Annotated in this window: 21 protein-coding genes; 11 read left to right on the top strand and 10 right to left on the bottom strand. The window is 68.6% G+C overall.

Going from position 1 to position 17,173, the window contains the following annotated elements:
• Positions 1–31 precede the first annotated feature (31 nt).
• Positions 32–847 carry a class I SAM-dependent methyltransferase gene (locus UK23_RS37800; protein ID WP_045316576.1) on the bottom strand — a complete coding sequence of 272 codons (816 nt, stop codon included), beginning with the start codon at positions 845–847 and terminating at the stop codon, positions 32–34.
• Between the two features lie 48 nt (positions 848–895).
• Between UK23_RS37800 and UK23_RS37795 the strand changes: the two genes are divergently transcribed.
• The 5 genes from UK23_RS37795 (at position 896) to UK23_RS37775 (ending at position 6,217) form a co-directional block, all read left to right on the top strand.
• Positions 896–1,492 carry a TetR/AcrR family transcriptional regulator gene (locus UK23_RS37795; protein ID WP_045316575.1) on the top strand — a complete coding sequence of 199 codons (597 nt, stop codon included), beginning with the start codon at positions 896–898 and terminating at the stop codon, positions 1,490–1,492.
• 130 nt (positions 1,493–1,622) lie between these two features.
• Positions 1,623–2,753 carry a sugar ABC transporter substrate-binding protein gene (locus UK23_RS37790; protein ID WP_045316574.1) on the top strand — a complete coding sequence of 377 codons (1,131 nt, stop codon included), beginning with the start codon at positions 1,623–1,625 and terminating at the stop codon, positions 2,751–2,753.
• Positions 2,754–2,830: 77 nt separating this feature from the next.
• On the top strand, positions 2,831–3,604 hold the full coding sequence (locus UK23_RS37785; RefSeq protein ID WP_030464839.1) for an ATP-binding cassette domain-containing protein: 774 nt from the start codon (positions 2,831–2,833) through the stop codon (positions 3,602–3,604).
• A gap of 20 nt (positions 3,605–3,624) precedes the next feature.
• Positions 3,625–5,055 carry a sugar ABC transporter permease gene (locus UK23_RS37780; protein WP_045316580.1) on the top strand — a complete coding sequence of 477 codons (1,431 nt, stop codon included), beginning with the start codon at positions 3,625–3,627 and terminating at the stop codon, positions 5,053–5,055.
• A 4-nt stretch (positions 5,056–5,059) separates the two neighbouring features.
• On the top strand, positions 5,060–6,217 hold the full coding sequence (locus UK23_RS37775; protein ID WP_156213684.1) for an ROK family transcriptional regulator: 1,158 nt from the start codon (positions 5,060–5,062) through the stop codon (positions 6,215–6,217).
• 82 nt (positions 6,218–6,299) lie between these two features.
• Here the strand turns inward: UK23_RS37775 and UK23_RS37770 are convergent, their stop codons facing one another.
• The 4 genes from UK23_RS37770 to ppgK all read right to left on the bottom strand — a co-directional run bounded on the left by UK23_RS37770 (position 6,300) and on the right by ppgK (position 9,985).
• Positions 6,300–6,479: a DUF7455 domain-containing protein gene (locus tag UK23_RS37770; protein ID WP_231642793.1), complete on the bottom strand. Its 180-nt coding sequence runs from the start codon at positions 6,477–6,479 to the stop codon at positions 6,300–6,302.
• A 416-nt stretch (positions 6,480–6,895) separates the two neighbouring features.
• Positions 6,896–7,438: a helix-turn-helix domain-containing protein gene (locus UK23_RS50795; protein ID WP_052685410.1), complete on the bottom strand. Its 543-nt coding sequence runs from the start codon at positions 7,436–7,438 to the stop codon at positions 6,896–6,898.
• A gap of 249 nt (positions 7,439–7,687) precedes the next feature.
• A complete protein-coding gene (locus UK23_RS37760; RefSeq protein WP_045316572.1) occupies positions 7,688–9,007 on the bottom strand; it encodes an RNA polymerase sigma factor in 1,320 nt (439 codons plus the stop codon).
• 216 nt (positions 9,008–9,223) lie between these two features.
• A complete protein-coding gene (gene ppgK / locus UK23_RS37755; RefSeq protein ID WP_045316571.1) occupies positions 9,224–9,985 on the bottom strand; it encodes a polyphosphate--glucose phosphotransferase in 762 nt (253 codons plus the stop codon).
• Positions 9,986–10,100: 115 nt separating this feature from the next.
• Here ppgK and UK23_RS37750 point away from each other — a divergent pair, with 115 nt between their 5' ends.
• A complete protein-coding gene (locus tag UK23_RS37750; RefSeq protein WP_045316570.1) occupies positions 10,101–10,895 on the top strand; it encodes an inositol monophosphatase family protein in 795 nt (264 codons plus the stop codon).
• Positions 10,896–10,947: 52 nt separating this feature from the next.
• Here UK23_RS37750 and UK23_RS37745 read toward each other — a convergent pair whose 3' ends face one another.
• Both UK23_RS37745 and cei read right to left on the bottom strand, forming a co-directional pair.
• Complete coding sequence (locus UK23_RS37745) at positions 10,948–11,481, bottom strand: hypothetical protein (protein ID WP_045316569.1); 534 nt, start codon at positions 11,479–11,481, stop codon at positions 10,948–10,950.
• Positions 11,482–11,512: 31 nt separating this feature from the next.
• The gene (cei, locus tag UK23_RS37740) at positions 11,513–12,223 is read right to left on the bottom strand and encodes an envelope integrity protein Cei (protein WP_052685409.1); all 711 of its coding nucleotides are present in this window, start codon (positions 12,221–12,223) and stop codon (positions 11,513–11,515) included.
• A gap of 421 nt (positions 12,224–12,644) precedes the next feature.
• Between cei and UK23_RS37735 the strand changes: the two genes are divergently transcribed.
• Entirely contained in the window at positions 12,645–12,944 is a 300-nt protein-coding gene (locus tag UK23_RS37735; protein ID WP_030464829.1) for a DUF4193 domain-containing protein, read from the top strand.
• 62 nt (positions 12,945–13,006) lie between these two features.
• On the opposite strand, the gene UK23_RS37730 is transcribed toward UK23_RS37735, so the two are convergent.
• Positions 13,007–13,468: a DUF3093 domain-containing protein gene (locus UK23_RS37730; RefSeq protein WP_045316567.1), complete on the bottom strand. Its 462-nt coding sequence runs from the start codon at positions 13,466–13,468 to the stop codon at positions 13,007–13,009.
• A gap of 24 nt (positions 13,469–13,492) precedes the next feature.
• Here UK23_RS37730 and dut point away from each other — a divergent pair, with 24 nt between their 5' ends.
• Both dut and UK23_RS37720 read left to right on the top strand, forming a co-directional pair.
• Complete coding sequence (gene dut, locus UK23_RS37725; protein WP_045316566.1) at positions 13,493–13,966, top strand: dUTP diphosphatase; 474 nt, start codon at positions 13,493–13,495, stop codon at positions 13,964–13,966.
• Between the two features lie 4 nt (positions 13,967–13,970).
• A complete protein-coding gene (locus UK23_RS37720) occupies positions 13,971–14,588 on the top strand; it encodes a DUF3710 domain-containing protein (protein ID WP_045316565.1) in 618 nt (205 codons plus the stop codon).
• Here UK23_RS37720 and UK23_RS37715 read toward each other — a convergent pair.
• On the bottom strand, positions 14,585–15,244 hold the full coding sequence (locus UK23_RS37715) for an alpha/beta fold hydrolase (RefSeq protein WP_052685408.1): 660 nt from the start codon (positions 15,242–15,244) through the stop codon (positions 14,585–14,587). The two genes, UK23_RS37720 and UK23_RS37715, sit on opposite strands and share 4 nt — an antisense overlap.
• An 84-nt stretch (positions 15,245–15,328) precedes the next feature.
• On the opposite strand from UK23_RS37715, the gene UK23_RS37710 reads away from it, so the two are divergent.
• Both UK23_RS37710 and UK23_RS37705 read left to right on the top strand, forming a co-directional pair.
• Positions 15,329–15,694 (top strand): OB-fold nucleic acid binding domain-containing protein, encoded by a 366-nt coding sequence (locus tag UK23_RS37710; protein WP_231114856.1) that lies wholly within the window; start codon positions 15,329–15,331, stop codon positions 15,692–15,694.
• Positions 15,691–16,443: a DUF3159 domain-containing protein gene (locus UK23_RS37705; RefSeq protein WP_082115299.1), complete on the top strand. Its 753-nt coding sequence runs from the start codon at positions 15,691–15,693 to the stop codon at positions 16,441–16,443. Before UK23_RS37710 ends, UK23_RS37705 begins: the two co-directional genes overlap by 4 nt.
• Positions 16,444–16,532: 89 nt before the next feature.
• Here UK23_RS37705 and UK23_RS37700 read toward each other — a convergent pair.
• Positions 16,533–17,173 (bottom strand): helix-turn-helix transcriptional regulator (locus UK23_RS37700; protein WP_045316562.1); only part of this gene is annotated, 641 nt, incomplete at its 5' end.

Raw genomic sequence — 17,173 nt, 5'->3', positions numbered from 1 at the left:
GCATCCGGCTCCGTCGCTGATATGCGATATATCAGTTACGGGTTATCGCGACGGCGAGGGTTTCGTAGTTCGAGGTGAAGCTGCCGCCCTCGGCGTCGACCGCCGCGGTGACGCCCGCGACGAGCTCGGCGATCTGGTCGCTGGTGAGCAAGGCCATCGGTCCCATCGTCTGGATGAGGTCGGCGTACTCGGCCGAGGTGTAGGTGTGGTCCCAGCGGGCGCTCCACTGCTGCGGGCCGGAGAACTCGCCGGAGTCGGTGAACACGGTCGCGGTGCGTTCGCAGCCCGCTCGGTAGAAGGCGAGCGACTCCTCGCGGTTGTAACCGACGCGCAGCGGCGTGTCGGGGGCGATCTGGTGGTAGGTGTGGGCGAGGGCCTCGGAGATCGAGTCCGGTGTCGAGAAGACATGCCACAACGCCACGAACACGCCGCCCGGCCGTAGCACTCGTGCCGCTTGGCGCACTCCGGCATCAGGGTCGACCCAGTGCCACGACTGCCCGGCGACGACCGCGTCGAACAACCGGCCCGCGGGGTCCCAGGCCTCGAACTTCGAGAGCTCGACCGGCACGCCGGAAGCACGGGCGAAGGCGGCCATCTGCTCGTCGTGCTCGACACCGAGCACCTCGAGCCCGGCGTCCCGCAGCTGGCGCGACAGCGTGCCGGTGCCGCTGCCGACCTCGGCGACGCGTGGTCCGGGACTCGCGGCGACGATCCGCTCGATCAACGACTCCGGGTAGGGCGGGCGGGTGCGGTCGTAACGGGCGGCCTCTGCGCCGAAAGAGGCGGCGAGCTTCGCGCGAAGCTCCTTGTGGGCGGTTTCGTCTGGTTCCTCGGCTAAAGTGGGCATACGCCCACCATAGTGGGCAAGTGCCCACTCAGCTAGGAGAAATCGAGCGTGCCCACCGGTGTGCACCTGCGTGACGTGCGAGAACAGCTGTTCAACGCGGCGGAACGCCTGCTGGTCGAGGACGGGCCGAGTGCGCTGACGAGCCGCGCGGTGACGACGGCGGCCGGTGTGGCCAAGGGTGTGCTGCACAAGCACTTCGACGACTTCGACGCGTTCCTGGCGGAGTTCGTGATGGACCGCGTCGACCAGATGGACGCGCGGGCGAAGGCGCTCCTCAACGCCGCGGGTACCGGCGATGTCGTCGACAACCTCGCCGAGGCGATCACCGCGGTCTTCCGGTCCGCGGCCGTCGCGATGGTCGCCCTCGTGACCTTCCGCGACGACCTGCGCAGGCGGCTGCGGGAGACCTGGCCCGCCGGCGTCCCCGTGCTGACCGAGGCCGCGATCATGATCAAGGTCTACCTGGAGCGCGAGAAAGAACTGGGCCGCCTCGGCGATCTGGACGCGGACGGAGTCGCGCCGATGCTCATCGGCACCGGGCATCTGCTCTTCGCCGACCGCGACGCTCCGCCACGCGAGGACGCGGTGCGCCGAATGGTCGCAAGTGTTGTAGCGCCGTGGTTACGCTCTCACAACTCTCGGTGACCAAATGACGCCGAGGTTGCCGCATCGTTACGACTTAATCGATTCAGTGTGGTTCCGGTCACGCATATGTCGGGCATACGTTGTGCGCCACAACATTCTCTGTGACACAGCGCAGTGAAAGGGATGGCGGATGCGCAGCAAGAGCCTCGCTTCCATCGCCGTTGCCACGGGCCTCGCCCTGGCTGTATCGGCGTGTGGCGCCAACACGTCCTCCGGTGGAGGAGACAACAAGACGAACTCTGGCAGCAGCGGGGGCACCAAGGTCGGCGTGATCCTTCCTGAGACCGCCACCTCCGCTCGCTGGGAGGGCTTCGACAAGCCTCTGCTCGAGGCCGCGTTGAAGAAGGAGGGGCTCGACCCCGACATCCAGAACGCGCAGGGCGACGTCCAGAAGTTCAGCACCCTGGCCGACGGCATGATCAACGCCGGCGTCAAGGTCCTGATCATCGCGACCCCCAACAGCGAGGTCGGCGCGTCCGTCGCCAAGAAGGCGCAGGCGCAGGGCATCCAGGTCATCGACTACGACCGCCTCAACACCGGTGGCACCTCGTCCTACTACGTGTCGTTCGACAACGTGAAGGTCGGCGAGCTGCAGGGCCAGGGTCTGGTCGAGGGTGTCGCGAAGCTCGTCCCCGGCAAGAAGCCCGCCGAGATCATCGAGGTCGAGGGCTCGCCGACGGACAACAACGCCACGCTCTTCGCCGAGGGACAGCACAAGATCCTCGACCCCAAGTACGCCTCTGGTGACCTCAAGAAGGTCCAGTCGCAGGCCATCGACGGCTGGGACAACCAGAAGGGCGGCCAGGTCTTCGAGCAGATGCTGACCGGCAACGGCAACAAGATCGACGGTGTCGTCGCCGCGAACGACGGCCTCGCCGGCGCTGTCATCACGGTGCTGAAGAAGGTCGGCCTGAACGGCAAGATCCCCGTCACCGGTCAGGACGCCACCCCGGACGGCCTGCAGGCCGTGCTCCGCGGCGACCAGTACATGACGGTCTTCAAGCCGATCAAGGACGAGGCCGAGGCCACCGCCAAGCTGGCCGCCGCCCTCGCCAAGAACGACAAGGCCGCCGCCGACGCGCTCGCGACCGGCAAGACCAAGGACAGCAAGGGCAACCGCGATGTCCCGTCCGTCCTGCTGACGGCTCAGCTGATCACCAAGGACAAGGTCAAGTCCGTTGTGGACGCCGGCTTCGTCAAGGCGTCGGAGATCTGCGTGGCCGACACGCAGGCCGCCTGCACCGAGCTCGGCATCAAGTAGTAACCGCTTCGTGTCAAGGCGGGGTGCGGCACCTGCGCACCCCGCTTCGGCGCGTAGTAACCACGGAGGAAACCCCAGTGAGCGAGCCGATTCTCGAGCTGCGCGGCATCAACAAGAGCTTCGGCCCCGTGCACGTCCTGCACGACATCGACCTCACCGTGAACCCCGGCGAGGTCACCGCGCTCGTCGGAGACAACGGCGCGGGCAAGTCGACGCTGGTCAAGTGCATCGCGGGCATCCACCCGACCGACTCGGGCGAGGTCCTGTTCGAGGGCCAGCCCACGCACATCAAGGGCCCGCGCGACGCCGCGGAGCTCGGGATCGAGGTCGTCTACCAGGACCTCGCGCTGGCCGACAACCTCGACATCGTCCAGAACATGTTCCTCGGCCGTGAGCGCACCAAGGGCGGCCTGCTCGACGAGACCGACATGGAGCAGGCGGCGCGCAAGACGCTCGCCTCGCTGTCGGTGCGCACGGTCAAGTCGGTGCGCACGCAGGTCTCGTCGCTGTCCGGTGGTCAGCGCCAGACCGTCGCCATCGCCAAGGCCGTGCTGTGGAACAGCAAGGTCGTGCTGCTCGACGAGCCCACCGCGGCACTCGGCGTCGCACAGACCCGGCAGGTGCTCGACCTGGTCCGCAGGCTCGCGGAGCAGGGCCTGGGGGTCGTCCTGATCAGCCACAACATGAACGACGTCTTCGAGGTCGCGGACAAGATCGCGTGCCTCTACCTCGGGCGCATGGCCGCGGTCGTGGGCTCCAAGGACGTCACGCACGGACAGGTGGTCGAGCTGATCACCGCCGGTCGTTCCGGTGACCTGGGCATCGCCCGCCCCGAGGCGGCGACGATCTGATGAGTTCCGAAGAGGCGAGCATGACCGACACCACCGAAACGCAGGAGCAGGAGACGCCCCAGCAGGGCGCCATCTCCGACTTCGGCATCGACACGACCTCCCAGTCCACGGGCGAGGCCGTGCGCGACTACTGGGCCAGGGTCCGCGGCGGCGAGCTCGGTTCGCTGCCCGCGTTGCTCGGCCTGATCGTGCTGCTCATCGTGTTCAGCACGCTGTCCGACACGTTCTTCACCCTCGGCAACCTCGCCAACCTGCTCCAGCAGGGCGCCAGCATCACCATCATCGCGATGGGCCTGGTGTTCGTGCTGCTGCTCGGCGAGATCGACCTGTCCGCCGGTACCGCGTCCGGTGTGACGGCGTCGGTGATGGCACTGCACCTGATCCACAACGGCAACCTGCTCGGCGGCATGGGCGACACGGTGTTCTACGTGTTCTGCGGCCTGCTGGTGCTCGCGATCGTGCTCTCGGCACTGATGAAGATCTGGGCGGGCACGGCGCTCTCGGCCGTCGCACTGATCATCGCCGCTGTCGGCATCCCGGCGAACGCGTGGCTGGAGATGCTGCTCGCGGTCTGCGTCGGCGCGGCAATCGGCTGCATCACGGGCTTCCTGGTCGCGCGGATCGGCATCCCGTCGTTCGTGGTGACCCTGGCGCTGTTCCTCGTGTGGACCGGTGTGGTGCTGCAGTTCATCGGTCAGGGCGGCACGCTGGGCCTGCGCGACGACACGATCTTCAACGTCGCCAACGGCAACCTGAACTTCACGGGCTCCTGGGCGCTGTTCATCATCGCTGTCGGCGGCTACGCGGCGGTCGTGCTCACCCGGCACTTCTCCCGGCTGCGCAAGGGACTCGTCGCCCAGCCGACGTCGCTGGTGCTCGGCAAGATCATCGCCCTCGCGATCCTGGCCGCGGTCATCACCTACGCGCTCTCGGTGAACCGCTCGCCGAGCGACCTCGTGGTGATCGAGGGCGTGCCGTACGTGGTGCCGCTGGTGCTCGTGCTGCTCGTGGTCGGCACGTTCGTGCTCGACCGCACCAGCTACGGCCGCCACATCTACGCCGTCGGTGGCAACAAGGAAGCCGCTCGCCGCGCCGGTATCAACGTCGAACGCGTCCGCATGAGCGTGTTCGTGATCGCGTCCTCCCTGGCCGCGATCGGCGCGATCGTCTACTCGTCGAAGGTCGGCTCGGTCGACCCGAACGCCGGTGGCGGCGACGTGCTGCTGATGTCGGTCGGTGCGGCCGTCATCGGTGGCACCTCGCTGTTCGGCGGCAAGGGCCGGCTGCGTGACGCCGTGATCGGTGGTGCGGTGCTCGCGATCATCCGGAACGGCATGGGCCTGCTGCACCAGCCTGCCTCGGTCGTGTTCATCGTGACCGGCCTGGTCCTGCTGCTCGCCGCGAGCGTCGACGCGTTGTCCCGCCGCCGGGCGGCCAACGCGGCTCGATGACGCGGTGACAGGACCTACGTCCGGCACCCGTCCCGACGAGATCCGCAGGCACAACAGGACGGCGCTACTGCGTCGCCTGCACGTCGACGGACCGTCCACCAGGGCGTCGCTCGCGGCTGAGCTCGGGCTCAACCGCAGCACGATCAAGGCCCTGGTGGACGGCCTCGGCGAGGCCGGTGTGGTGGCCGAGCGCGTGCCCGCTCAGCGCAGCGGCGCCGGCCGCCCCTCGCTGCTCGTCCTGCCCCAGCCGCACGCCGCGGTCGTCATCGCGATCGACGTGCGGGTGGAGCAGGTGGCGATGGGGTTCGTCGGCCTCGGCGGGGAGATCCTCGGGCGGGACAGCTGGAACCTGCACAACCGGACGCGTGATCCGGGAGAGGTCATCACGCACATCGTCGAGTCGGCGCGCCTGATGGCCGACGACCTCGACGTCACCGCGGTCGGCGTCGGTGTGTCGGTGCCGGGCGTCGTACGGCGCTCGGACGGCCAGGTGCACGAGGCGCCGAACCTGCACTGGTCGGGCGTCGCGCTCGGCAAGCGTCTGGAGGCGGTGCTGAAGCTGCCCGTCCAGGTGGGCAACGACGCGGAGCTCGGCGCGCTGGCGGAACACGTGCGCGGTGCGGCGCAGTCGTCCTCGGACATGGTCTACATCTCCGCGGACGTCGGTGTCGGCGGCGGCGTGATCCTGTCGGGGCAGCCGTTGCGCGGCGCTGGTGGTTACGTCGGCGAGCTGGGGCACATGGTCGTGCGTCCTGGTGGCCGTCGTTGCTACTGCGGCTGTGAGGGCTGCTGGGAGACCGAGGTCGGCGAACCGGCGCTGTGCCGGGCTCTGGGGCTGCCGGACGACGCTCCGCGCGGTGCCGTCGTCGCGGCGCTGCGGGCATTGGACGACCCGTCGTTGCTCGACGAGTTCGCGGACTGGCTGGCGCTGGGGCTCGCGAACATCGTCAACATCCTCGGCCCGGAGCTGGTGGTGCTCGGCGATCTCTACACCGCGCTGCCGACGTCGCTCGTGGACTCCGTCGGCACCGTCGTGCAGCAGCGGAGTCTGGTGTCGCGTGCCGTGGGCGGGACGCAGGTCGTGACGTCGCCGCTGGGCCGGGACGCGAAGCTGATCGGCGCGGCCGAGCTCGCGTTCGAACCGGTGCTGGACGCGCTCTAGAACGCCCTGAAAGACGCTCTGAAAGCGAAGGGGGCGGAGATCCTTTCGGATCTCCGCCCCGAGCGGCTAGGTGGGGTGGAAGTCAGCCCTGCTGAATCTCAGCAGCGAGTTCGCGCAATTTCTCACTGTGCGCCCGGGCGTGGTGCCCGCAGAACAGCAGCTCGCCCCCGGACGGGAGCAAAGCGCGAACCTGGGCAGCAGCCCCGCAGCGGTCGCAGCGGTCGGCAGCGGTCAACTCGGGGCGGGTGAGTGCTGCAGTCATGATGAATCTCCCTCCGTCCCGGCAACGGAACTGGAGTGTTCCGGTGCCCTCTTACCAAGCTGCGACCACAGCGCCCCTGGCAGGTGCGCGGTGCTCGCTGGCTCCACTCTGACAGACGTTCTGGCGTTAGTCAGTGTTCCCGTGTGCGTGGCGACTCGCGTCACTCCTCGATTTACCCGACTGCAGCAGGCCTACACATGTGTTTGCCACCGGTTCACCGTCTTGACAGGCACTCTGCGCAACGGAAAACCCGCTGGTGGAGCAGCACATTCGGGCCATTCGGTCGGTTGCGTGCGACCGGGAGTGTGATATCGGTTGCGCTTGTCCGCCCGCAGCGAACAGGTCACGAACGTCCCACGATTCGGACGCGGCACCGTGATCAAACTCCCGGTCGTACCACCGTTCGGACCAGTCGATCAGCTCGCGAGGGCAGCGCTGATCGCACGTGCGGCGTGCCCCACGGCTTCCCTCAGAGCCGTGGCACTGCGGCCGCTGTCGAGCACCGCGGAGACGGTGCCGATCACGCTGCTGGACGGCGTGCGCACCGGAGCGCTGACGAACTCCATGCCCGCCGGAACCGTGGCACCGGGACGCAGCCGCGCCACGTCCTCCGCGCGCACGATGCTCGCCGCGGCGACGAGCACCCGGTCGCGCCGGGGCACCGCGAGGATCGTCGACGTCCTGATCGTCGCGGACAACGCCCGCAGCGGTTGCCGGGCGACCCGCAGGATGCCGGGAGCAGGTTCCCACGCCTGCCCGAGCCGGAACATCTGCGCGCCGATTCGGTAGCGGCCGCGCACGTTCTCGACCGCGCCGAGCACCTCCATCTGGTCCAGCAGGCGGTGCACGGTCGTCTTCGGCATCTCGCAGCGGTCGGCGAGTTGTGTGAGCCCCAGCTCACCCTCGTCCATCAGCTTGTCCAGCAGCGAGAAAGCCCCTTCGAGTACTGACCTGCCCATGTTTTCAGCCCCCTCGTTCCGATCTCCGGAACTGTCCCTGTGCACCCCTCCGGCACAGCCACACACTGATGCTGTCGCGGATGCACAGGCGGCACATGAGTACATGGGTACTCATCTTTCGCATGCGTTCGATCACTGCTGGTCACGGCATGAGCATGAGTAGATCTGGGCCTGCCGGAACGCGGACCGGAAAAAGAAGATCCCCGCACCGAACCGGTGCGGGGATCTCTGCGTATGCCTCGGTAGGACCTAGTCGAGGTAGTCGCGCAGAACCTGCGAACGCGACGGGTGACGCAGCTTCGACATCGTCTTGGACTCGATCTGGCGGATGCGCTCACGCGTGACGCCGTAGACCTGGCCGATCTCGTCCAGCGTGCGCGGCTGGCCGTCGGTGAGGCCGAAGCGCAGGCGGACGACGCCCGCCTCGCGCTCGGACAGCGTCGCGAGCACGGACTGCAACTGGTCCTGCAGCAGCGTGAACGAGACGGCGTCGACCGCGACGACGGCCTCGGAGTCCTCGATGAAGTCGCCGAGCTGGCTGTCGCCCTCGTCGCCGATCGTCTGGTCCAGCGAGATGGGCTCACGCGCGTACTGCTGGATCTCCAGCACCTTCTCGGGCGTGATGTCCATTTCCTTGGCGAGCTCTTCCGGGGTGGGCTCGCGGCCCAGGTCCTGGAGCAGTTCGCGCTGGATGCGACCGAGCTTGTTGATGACCTCGACCATGTGCACCGGGATGCGGATGGTGCGGGCCTGGTCGGCCATCGCGCGGGTGATCGCCTGCCGGATCCACCAGGTGGCGTACGTGGAGAACTTGTAGCCCTTGGTGTAGTCGAACTTCTCGACCGCGCGGATCAGACCCAGGTTGCCCTCCTGGATCAGGTCCAGGAACGCCATGCCGCGGCCGGTGTAGCGCTTGGCCAGCGAGACGACGAGACGCAGGTTCGCCTCGAGCAGGTGGTTCTTGGCGCGCTCGCCGTCGCGGACGATCCAGCGGAGGTCGCGGCGCATCTGCGGAGTGAGCTTCTCCGCCTCCTCCTCGGAGCGGCGCACGCGCTCGGCGGCGTAGAGACCCGCCTCGATGCGCTTGGCGAGCTCGACCTCCTCCTCGGCGTTGAGGAGGGCGACCTTGCCGATCTGCTTGAGGTAGGCGCGAACGGAGTCGGCCGAGGCGGTGAGCTCCGCGTCCTTGCGCGCCTGGCGCAGGGCCTCGGACTCCTCCTCGTCCCAGACGAAGTCGCCCTTGTTCTCGGGGTCCTCCGCCTCCTCGGGCTCGTCGACGATCGGCTCGTCGACGATCTCGACGTCCTCGGCCAGGTCCTCGGCGCCCGGAGCGCCTTCCATGTCCTCGGGCTCTTCGCCGTCCTTCTTGGCGGTGCCCTTCGCGGCAGGATCGGCCTTGCCGGCCGTCTTGCGCGGCGCCTTGGCGGCGGCTGCGGGCTTCTTCGCTGCCGCAGCGGTCGTCTTGCGCTTCGGCTTCTCCTCGGCCTCGCCGGCCGCGGTCGCCTTGGTCGTCTTGGCGGCGCTCGCGGCGGAGCTGGAGCGTCGGGTTGCGGTTTCTGCGGCTGCCACGTACGCCCTTTCGCGACGATCGTTCAAGCGGACCGGAGGGCGCGAAACCTCGGTCGCCAGAGTTCAGGGGATCTCCCCGCCGATCTTGCTTGGCGGGTGTGCGTTCCATTGTAACGACGTCGGTGACGCGGTGTTGCGCCCCGAGGTCGTTCGGGGCGCTCCTACCTGCGTTATCCCAGCTAGATCTAGTCGGACACGTTTCGGTGTCGACTGGTCCTACGGGCGCACACCGTGTGCGGCGGCCCATGCGGCGCCGACAATGCCAGCGTCGTTCTTAAGTGCAGCAGCAACTACTTCGGTGCGCACTTTGAGCAACGGCAGCCACTTGTGCGCCTTCTTGCTCACACCGCCGCCCGCGATCACCAGGTCGGGCCAGATGAGGTCCTCCAGCACGTTGATGTACCGCGTGACCCTGGGCGTCCACTCCTCCCAGGACAGGCCCTTGTCCTCCTTCACGGAGGCGGCCGCGCGCGACTCGGCGTCGTGCCCGTCGACCTGCAGGTGCCCGAACTCGGTGTTCGGGACGAGCTTGCCGTCCAGGAACACCGCGCTGCCGATGCCCGTGCCGAACGTCAGCAGCACCACGGTCCCGTCCTTGCCGACGCCCGCGCCGAACGACATCTCCGCGATGCCGGCCGCGTCCGCGTCGTTCATCACGACGATGTCCTCCGGCTTGCGCTTGAGGCGCTCCGCGAAGAGCGTCTGCGCGTCGCAGTTGATCCAGCCCTTGTCGACGTTCGCCGCGCTCAGCGCCACACCGTGCTTGACCACGCAGGGGAGCGTGATGCCGACCGGTCCGTCCCACTGGAACTTCTCGACGATCTCGGCGACGACCTCGGCCACCGCCTCGGGCGTCGAGGGCTGGGGCGTGGGGATCCGCATGCGTTCGCCGTCCAGTGCTCCTGCTTCGAGGTCGACCAGGCCGCCCTTGACGCCGGAGCCGCCGATGTCCACACCGAACCCGCGGGTGATGCCCATCCCCGTGGTCCTTCCTACTCGATCCTGCTGGCTTCGATTCAGTAACCGTGGTGCGCAGACATTAGCCTGAGGTAGTCCGATAGTCCCGTGCTAGTGACGTAGGAGGGAACCGGTCGTGTTCGATCCCCGGCCACTCGTCGACATCGCGACGGCCATCGGACGGGAAGCAGGCGCTCTTGTTCAGCGCATGCGTGCTTCCGCCGTCGTCTCGTTCGACACCAAGAGCACCTCGACCGACGTCGTGACGGAGGCTGACCGTGCCTCAGAACAACTCGTCCGGACGCGTCTGTCCGAGTTGCGCCCCGGCGAGCCGGTGCTCGGTGAGGAGGAGGGCGGAACGGTGGTGGAGGGGCTGACCTGGGTCGTCGACCCCATCGACGGCACCGTCAACTACCTCTACGGAATCCCCTGGTACTCGGTGTCGATCGCGGCGCAGCTCGACGGTGAGTCCGTCGCTGGAGCGGTGGTGGAGCCCGCGACCGGCCGCCTCTGGACGGCTGCTCGCGGCTATGGCGCGTTCTTGGACGGTTCGCCGTTGCACGTGTCCGCCACGACGGATCTGTCGCTGTCCTTGCTGGGATACGGGTTCGCGTACCGGCCGGAGCGGCGGCAGCGTCAGGCCGACGCCTGGGCCGCGATGTCGACTCGGGTGCGTGATCTGCGTCGCGCCGGTGCGGCGTCGCTCGATCTGTGCTCGGTGGCCGCCGGGCGGCTCGACGCCTACGCCGAGCACGCGCTGGGCCGGTGGGACTGGGCGGCCGGCGGGTTGATCGCCGCCGAGGCCGGCGCTGTCGTGCGGTTGCCGGGGTCGTCTCCCGAGCTGGGGGAGGACGCGACGTTCGCGGCGGCTCCCGGCATCGCGGACGCCATGTACAGCGCGCTGGTCGAGTCCGGCTTCGGCAAGGTCTGAATCAACACCTGAATCAACACGTGAGGTTGACTGAATCAACATCGACGTTGATTCAGTCAATGTTGACGGGCGTTCGTCCAGTCAACGTGGACAGCAGGGTGACGACTTCACGCACGTCAGGCACGTGGATCAGCTCCGCGACCCTGCTGTGCCCGAACCCGTCGGGCAGGTACCGCCGGTCGAGCCGCAGGTACCCGGAGCCGTCCTCGTCCTCCGTGAACGCGAGGGTGTCGATCTCGTCGAGCCGCATCGACCGCGTTCGCCTGCCGGGCACGGACACGACGCGTTGGTCGGTGACGTAGTAGGTCGTGCGGCGCAACGTGAGAAGGCGCCAGATGAACGGTTCGGTGAAGTAGAGCGCCGTGGACACGACGAACATCCCCGCGGCGAACGTGAGCGACCAGCCGTCGACCACGCCGAACCCGAGGCGGAGCAGACCGGCGACCGCCGTCAGGAGCACGAACACGACCGCCTGGAACTTCAGGCTGAACCGCATCCACTTCGGGTCCTGTCGCAGGAACACCGAGCGGCGGACCGGCGAGCCCTGCCACAGGACGCGCTCGTCCGAAAGAAGATCTGCCCCCATGGGTGCAAGGTAGCGAGAACTGGGCGAACCGTCAGCAGGTCACGTCGCGCGCGCCGGACAGGTTGTCCGGGTTCAGCGTCGGCGGGGTGGCCGCGGCGACCTGGCCGCCCTGCTGATCGGGTTGCTGGTCCGCCCACTCCTTGAGCTGCTCGAGCACCTTGCGGGCGTCGCTGTTCGGCTTGACCTCGTCGAACTTCTTGCCCAGAGCGACGTCGACGGTCGCGTCCTGGCGGTCGTCGCGCACCAGTTCCAGGCACGGCTCGAGCAGTGACAGCGTGCGCGCGGCCGAGGAGCCGGGGGCGCCGAAGCGGATCTGGCCGCGGCAGCCCATGTCGCCCGCCGGGTAGATCGGGTCGTTGCCCGGCTCGGCCGCCTGCTTGAGGCCCAGTTCGGTGAGCTGGGTCGCGATGGTCTTCGCGTGGTTGCGCTGCGTCGAGGCGTTGACGACCTTGAAGTTGACCTCGCCGACCGGCAGCGGGCTGGTGCGGTCGAGCGCGTCGTGCTCCAGCACCGTGCCCAGCGGCGGGGGAGGAGCCGTCGGCGTGCCGTCCGGGGCGGCGGAGGTGGAGCTGGTCACGTGACCTGGCGCGTTGCACTTGATGGCCGCGTCCACGTCGCTCGCGTTGCCGAGCACCTTCACCCACACGAACACGGAGCTGACCAGCAGCAACGCGAACAGGACGAGCGCGGGCACGGGCCGACGCCGCTTGTAGGGCGTCAAGCTTCCCGATGCGGGTCCCACGTCCGAAGCCCTCCCCGTGTTCGTCCCCTGCTGATCAGCCTAGGCCCTGCCCGGCTGACGCGCGCCTCGGCGTACGTGACCCACCGCACCGGCCTGATAGCTCACAGTCAGGACGGTACCGGCCCGGCGTCAGGTTGCACGCCGAGGTTCAAGCGCTCCCGCACAGGGTATCGGTCCAGCGTACAAAGGTTGTGTCACCCGTCCGGTCGGTAAGGGGTAACCCGATGTCGAGTCACTCGGGCAATGAGCTACCCTCTGCGCGCTCCGCACACATGTGGATCAAGCCGACGGTCACGTCACGGGGGTTGGCTTGGCCCGCGGGTGTGAGAGACCTACGTCACCTTGACGTGGGGCACAAAAGAGGTCGCTGGAGCGTTAACCAGCGACACGAACAGTCTCCGTAGACCGCAGGGGTGAAAAGATGGCGACCGACTACGACGCGCCGCGTCGCAGCGAGGCGGACGAACTCGCTGAGGACTCCCTCGAGGAGTTGAAGGCCCGGCGGAACGAGACGCAGTCCGGCGTCGTGGACGTCGACGAGGACGCGAGCGCGGAGAACTTCGAGCTGCCCGGTGCCGATCTGTCCGGCGAGGAGCTCACGTTCAAGGTCCTGCCCAAGCAGGCCGACGAGTTCACGTGCTCGAAGTGCTTCCTGGTGCACCACCGCAGCAGGCTCGCCGAGGACAACAACGGCGTGTACATCTGCCGCGACTGCGCCTGAGAGAACAATCCGCCGAGAAACACTGGGCGCTCACCCGCACGGGTGGCGCCCAGTTGTGTTCTTCAGGACTTGATCGCGGCGACGAGGGCCTCCGGGCGCCGCGTGCTGATCATCCAGTACGGCGTCGGGTCCTCGGGGTCGTTCACCCGCACGCGCACGAGCGGCTTCACCCAGCCGCGGTGCACGACGTACGCGGCCGGGTCGAGGTGCGGGCCCATGGCCTTGCGCCGGTCCTCGGGCGCGATGATCTCCACGTCGCCGAGCAGGTCCAGCGGGATGCGGGCGTCGCCGGCCCTGAGCTCACCGCCGGACACCTCGACCTTCGCCGACCCCATCTTCCAGATCAGCACGGCGGTCAGCGGGAGCAGGATCAGGTACGGCAGCCAGGACCGGACACCGGGGAAGCCCATGTGCACCTCGGCGGCCAGCAGCCCGGCGGCCAGCAGCGGCAGAGGCCAGATCCACGGCGTCACGTACAGGCGCTCGCGGAAGGTCGTACTGGCGGTCACGGCAGTCTCACTCACGTCGTCAGGGTAATCTCGGCCGCCGTGTCCAGCGTCGAGGTGTTGCTGACCCGGCTCGATCCGGGGGTTCCCGTGCCCGCCTACGCCCGTCCCGGCGACGCGGGCGCCGATCTGGTCACCACGTCGGACGTGGTCATTCCACCAGGAGAGCGCGCCGTCGTCGGCACCGGTGTCGCGATCGCGCTCCCGACCGGGTACGCAGGGTTCGTGCACCCCCGTTCCGGACTGGCCGCGCGGGTCGGGCTGAGCGTGGTCAACACGCCCGGCACGATCGACTCCGGCTACCGCGGTGAGATCCGCGTCTGCCTCGTGAACCATGATCTGCGTGAGCCGATCGTGCTGTCGCGCGGTGACCGGATCGCCCAGCTCGTCGTGCAACGCGTCGAGCACGCGGTGTTCCGCGAGGTGACCGAGTTGCCGGAGACGGAACGCGGTGCGGGAGGCTACGGCTCGACCGGTGGGCACGTGGTGCTCGCCCGTATGAAGACAGAGGGGTAGGGGCATGTTCGGAAGGCGCCGCAAGCGCGGTCGTCACTCCGCGGGGTCGGTCGACACCGGTCCGGAGCACGACGAGGCGTTCGACGAGGACGTCGAGGGCCCGTGGGACTCGACCATGGCGCCCCATGACGACGTGCAGCGGCTCGACCTGGGATCGGTGCAGCTGCCGATGCCGGACGAGGCCCAGCTGCAGGTCGAGATGGACCAGGAGTCCGGTTCCGTGCGCGCGGTGCACGTCCTCACGTCCGTCGGCCAGCTGACGGTGAGCGCGTTCGCCGCGCCGAAGTCGGGCGGGCTGTGGAAAGAGGTCGGCGCCGAGCTGATCGAGGGCCTCAAGGAGGACGGCGCCCGGATCAACCGCGAGAACGGCGAGTGGGGCGAGGAGATCACCGCGCGCAACCAGGGCGTGCAGATCCTCTTCGTCGGCGTCGACGGGCCGCGCTGGATGCTGCGCGGTGTGGCGGCCGGTCCGGAGGAGCACTTCGAGCAGAACACCGCCGCGTTGCGGGAGATGCTGCGCGGCACCGTCGTCGTGCGCGGTGAGCAGCCGATGCCGCCGCGCACCCCGCTGCCGGTCGAGCTGCCGGAAGCGATCGCCCGGCACATCCAGCAACAGGGCTAGGTCCGGGCCTGCTGCCACGCCTGCACCGCACGCCCCAGCGCGTGCGGGTAGGCGGTCAGCGCGATGGTCGTGAGCACGGCGCCGGGAATGGCGTCCGCCCACTCCCGCGCGATCTCGATCGGGTGCACCGGGTCGTCGGTGCACCCGACGATTCCCGTTGGCACGCCGAGGGTTTTCAACTCCTCCAGCGTGGGTGCCTCCGACGTGGCGGCTTCTTCCAAGTGGGGCACCAGTTGGTCGCCGTACGCACGCCAGGCCCGGCTCAGCTCGTCGTGCAGCCAGCCCGTCGTGCCCTGAAGGGCCGTGTCGAGGCCTTCGTCCGTGACGATCCGCGCGCTGATCCTGGCGGCTTGAGCGGCCGGTGCGTCGCCGGGCTTTCCCGTCCAGGCGGGCAGAGCGAGGATCAGGCCTGCGCATTTCGCGGGATTGCGCACCGCCCACAACGCGGCGACGTGCGCGCCGAGTGAGATGCCGCCCACCACGATCGGGTGGCCCGCGGAGGCATTTTCGAGGGCCGTCAACCGTTCACTGAGTGTGCGAACACGTGGAGCGGTGAAAACAGCGCCGACCTGCGACAACGGCTCGGCGAACACGGAACGGACAAACACCTCGTCGGAGGCGGTTCCGGGCAGTAGGACGACAGTCTCGACAGGCACGCCCGAGATTGTCGGTCCTCGTGCGTACCCTCACTCACAGACGGTCCACACCACGGGGCCACTTGAGCAATGCAGGAGTCGGGGATGAGCGGCTATTGGCGCCGCTTGGTGAAGCGCTTGACCAGCGACGTCACCGAGCTCGACGCGGACGACCTCTCGCGAAAAGCCGAGGCCGTCGGCGCGGTGAAAGCCTGCGACTGCAAGTCCGGTGAGGAGGTCACCGTCCTCGGCAGGCTCCGCAGCGTGGAGCTCTGTCCCCGGGACGCGGCCGCCACGTTGGAAGCCGAGCTCTACGACGGCACCGAGGGCGTCACCCTCGTCTGGCTCGGCCGCCGTCGCATCGCGGGTATCGAGCCTGGTCGGACGATCAAGGCTCGTGGCCGCATCGCCGTGCGCGACGGGCGCAAGGTGCTCTACAACCCCTATTACGAGTTGCAGAACGCTTCATGACCTCAGCTGAGACCGAAGAAAAGCAGCCCACTCTCCTCGAGCAGATGGGCGGCGTGAGCGGAATGCTCCTGTCGTCGCTGCCCGTCGTCGTGTTCGTCATCGTCAACTTCGCCGCCAAGAACCTGATGGCCGCGATCATCAGCGCGCTCGCCGCCGCCGTCGTCATCGGCGTCGTGCTGGCCGTGCGCAAGGGCAACATCCAGCCCGCGATCTCCGCCGTGTTCGGCGTGGGCATCGCGGCGTTCATCGCCTACAAGACAGGCGAGGCCAAGGGTTTCTTCCTCTTCGGCATCTGGCAGAGCGTCGTCTACGGCGGCGCGTTCCTGCTGTCGATCATCGTGCGCTGGCCTCTCGCCGGGGTGATCTGGACGGTCCTCAACGGCCGCGACCGCTCCTGGCGCTCCGACAAGGCCACGGTGCGCGACTACGACATCGCCACCTTCGTCTGGGCGATGGTCTTCCTCGCCAGGTTCGTGGTGCAGCGCTGGCTCTACAACGAGGACCAGGTCGGCTGGCTGGCCGTGGCCAAGCTCGGCATGGGCTACCCGCTGATGGCCATCGCCCTGGTGGCGACGGTGTGGGCGGTCCGCCGGGCGGACAAGCGTCTCAAGGAGGCCGAGGAGGCCCACGCGGCCGAGGCCTCCGCCGAGGAGGTCCTGGCCCGCACGGCGGACGACCTGCTCACCCCGGACATGGACGAGCTGAAGCGCGTCGTCGACGCCGAGGCGCGTGACAAGTCCAGAGACTGATCCCGTACAGTTCCCGTTCTCGCGGCCGGCGCCACCCCCAGGGCGTCGGCCGCGTCCTGTTTCCCGGGGCGCGCAGGCGTTGCGAACGCTCAGCCGAGCGGCCCCAGCACCGTGCGCAGCTCGTCCCGTCCGGTCACGCCGAGCACGCCGTAGATCGCGTGCAGGTGGTTGTCGACGGTCCGCTTCGAGGTGTGGAGCTCCTCGGCGATCTGCTGGTTCGTGAGACCGGACGTCGCCAGCCTGGCGACCTCGACCTGGCGCCGGGTCAGGTGCGTCAGGCCGTCCGCACGCAGCGCCGGGGTGCGCACGCCGTCGAAGGCGCGCATCAGCAACGCCTGGCGCGCGGAGGCCTGGGAGGCGGCGCGGACGTTTCCCTGGGTGCGGTGCAGGCGGGCGGCGGACGCGAGCGCCTCCGCGGCGTGGAGAGTGGCGCCGATCCGCAGGAAATCGGCCGCCACGGCCTCCAGGACCGTCGGTGCGGCGTGCGCGAGGGCGGTCGCGTGTGCCGCGTAGGCCAGGGGCAGCGGGCTGTCCATCGTGGATGTGAGGGCCGCCAGGCGCAGTGAGGTGTCGACGCCGTAGCGGGCCGCGTCGTGCAGGGCCAGGGCCTCGCTGCTGTGCAGGCTGAGCTCGGCGGACTCGTCGGCGGCTGCCATCGCCGCGTCGGCGGCGCCGCGGACGTCACCGGCGCCGGCGAGCACCCAGGAACGGGCCAGCGCCACCGACGTCC

Origin of the sequence: Lentzea aerocolonigenes (genome assembly GCF_000955955.1) — a bacterium.
GTDB lineage: Bacteria > Actinomycetota > Actinomycetes > Mycobacteriales > Pseudonocardiaceae > Lentzea > Lentzea aerocolonigenes_A.
Note: the sequence above shows the minus strand (reverse complement) of the source record. Positions and strands in the feature narration are given on the sequence as shown.